At 43.8% G+C, this 2445-nt stretch carries 3 protein-coding genes; all 3 read right to left on the bottom strand.

Going from position 1 to position 2445, the window contains the following annotated elements; all coding sequences use genetic code 11:
- Nucleotides 1-528: YWFCY domain-containing protein (locus HMPREF1640_RS12155; RefSeq protein ID WP_036895266.1), on the bottom strand; the 528-nt coding region annotated here is incomplete at its 3' end.
- A gap of 80 nt (nt 529-608) precedes the next feature.
- Nucleotides 609-1883 carry a conjugal transfer protein MobB gene (mobB, locus tag HMPREF1640_RS12150; RefSeq protein ID WP_036895264.1) on the bottom strand — a complete coding sequence of 425 codons (1275 nt, stop codon included), beginning with the start codon at nt 1881-1883 and terminating at the stop codon, nt 609-611.
- On the bottom strand, nt 1880-2317 hold the full coding sequence (locus HMPREF1640_RS12145) for a hypothetical protein (protein ID WP_036864382.1): 438 nt from the start codon (nt 2315-2317) through the stop codon (nt 1880-1882). The genes mobB and HMPREF1640_RS12145 overlap by 4 nt, the downstream gene beginning before the upstream one ends.
- Between the last annotated feature and the right edge of the window lie 128 nt (nt 2318-2445).

Raw genomic sequence — 2445 nt, 5'->3', positions numbered from 1 at the left:
AGAGTATTCATTCTCCATCAACCTTGTTTCCTGCATGAAGCTTTCATTTTCTGTGTTAAACACATCGTCCATCAAGTTATTTTTGAGCAGTCGGCTCATCCATACACCACCCATCAGCAGACAGATATAGCCAACGGAAAGTGTAAATATATAGAGGGAAGCTGCCCCGACCTTACCGATGGGCAATACCAGTAGCCACCAGTTGAGGAAAAAGAACACAAAACCGACGAAAAGCACCGTCCAAATCTTCGGCCATGTGATTTTCTCCTCCTTCACGCCTTTCGTCCCCAAACAGGAAAGGGCAAGGAATACCACGCAAAAGAGTTTTGTCCAGAGGATGGACGAAAACAATCCTGTGGTACGCTGGAAGTTCATCAGTATCTTATCCACAATGCCGAGCGTAAAGCCCCATGTATGGAATGCCTCGTAACAGAACCAATAACAGTTAACGAGGAGGAATATCACCGATATACCTCGCATAAAGTCCATAACTTTACCCAATGCCCTTAAATCATCTTCTTGTGCCATAATGCAATGTTTTTGTAGCCTCCCCCGTCCCCTCCGAAGGGAGGGGAGTTGTAAAGATCTTGTTTGTTGAATGAGTTTATTTAATGTTTTCTTCGTCTAAGTTTTACCTTACTTTGTCTTCGGAGCTTACGCTGCCATGCTGCTTCCTTCCAATCATCGTTGCCCGAAGAAGAGAAAGATTCTCCCACCATATCGTCGATAAGTTCATCGACAAGATTGTCGCTTTCCTGCTCATCAGACTGTATTGTCTGCATCTGCTGCTGTAAGGTGGTATCAATTTTACCATAAAGCGATTCATCCAAGAATGGATTATTCTTCGGGTTAGAGAAGTACTCGTTAAACTTATTGGCAGCATATCCTTTACCTAATCGGGAGCCATTGAGCGCAATGCCTTCTTTGTCATCAATGAACGTAATACCATAGATGCGTCCATTATCATTCTTTCGGATTACCACTCGCAAGCCTTGTTCCTCCAATCTTTGCCGAAGTTCTTCCTCCGTCTGGGGAGAGGTACGCATTGTTTGTAATACCTTTCCTCTGATGGTTGGTATCAATGGCTTAATCTCCAGCTTCGATTTTAGCATCTTGTTTTGAACGGCAGCATAGCCCACACCTCTACCTATGTCCGAGGCGTGAATGGGCGTGCTCACCTTATTGCCCTTGTCATCGGTAGGCACATAGACCAGCCCGTCATATCGTTTTCCTCGATATTCCGTTTTAACCTCCTCTACCGCAAGGTTGTATTTACGCAGAACAGCATTTAGTTCACCTAAGGAGCAGAAGGTATAATGCTTCATCGCTGAACGGACGGTGTTTGCCACCTGTTCCTTGATATTCCCTTGCACAACATTGACCTTTGGTGTTTCTGTTGTTGTTTTCTCACTGACCTTTGAACTTGGAATAAGGTTATATTTCTTTTCCAGAGCATCAGTAATCTTTTTGCTTCGCCTGCCCTCATACCTGTCATTGATTTTTCTACCTTGACTATCCACTCGAAGCGAAACGATGTGGATATGCTCACGGGCAATGTCATTATGCTTAAAGACGATGTAGGGTTGCTTGCCATAACCAAGTGCCTCCATATACTCCTTCGCAATCTGTGTGAGTTCCTCATCGGTGAGTTTCTCGTCCGGATGCGGATTGAGCGAGCAATGGAACACCGTTTTCTTCGTTCGGCATTTCTTAGGTATCAGAGCCTCCATATCAGCAAACACCTCTTCCATCGTATATGTTTCCTCTTTGTTTTGATACAAGCCTTGGGCAAGAAGAATGCTTGCTTCCTCTTTTTCCACCTTTTTGAAGTTATAACCGAGTGCTCCTCCAAGGTTCTCCGTACTTGAAATCTTTGCTATCATTTTTGGACTAAATTTTCAACACTTTTCTTCCTATAATCAATGGTCAAACCGATAGTCTGCTCCTGCAAGGCAATAATCTGAGCCGAGAGTTTCTCCAATTTTTCAAGTAAAATCTGTGCAGTCCTGACCGAGTGATAGCTGTTGATGGCACGCACAGTTTGGTTGTACAGCACACCAATCTTATGGATTTGTGCCGTCAATTCAGAAAGTTTTCGGTAGTATTCTACGGCAGATTTATCCACCGTAATCACCTTGAAACTATCTCCAAGAATACGCCCACGCACAAAATCCGACTTCGTTTCTGCTCCTGAACGCTGAAACAAGTCAATCGCTTTTTGCTGGTCTTTGAGATTGGGAAGACGTACATGCCAGTTGTCCCAACGTGGCTTTTCCGCCTTTTTTCTCTCTGAACGAGATTTCTCTTCCTTATCCATAGCTTTACTTTTCTTTAATCACGACTTTGGAGTGATTTAATCCCCTTCGGGGCAAGGGTCTTTGTGGTACAACTGTAAGTTTGTGTTACAAAGACACACCTTGCCAATATCAAGAAATGATACGATTG

The organism is Prevotella sp. S7-1-8, from assembly GCF_000758925.1.
GTDB lineage: Bacteria > Bacteroidota > Bacteroidia > Bacteroidales > Bacteroidaceae > Prevotella.
The sequence above is the reverse complement of the archived record's forward strand: the minus strand, read 5'-3'. Positions and strand labels throughout refer to the sequence as shown.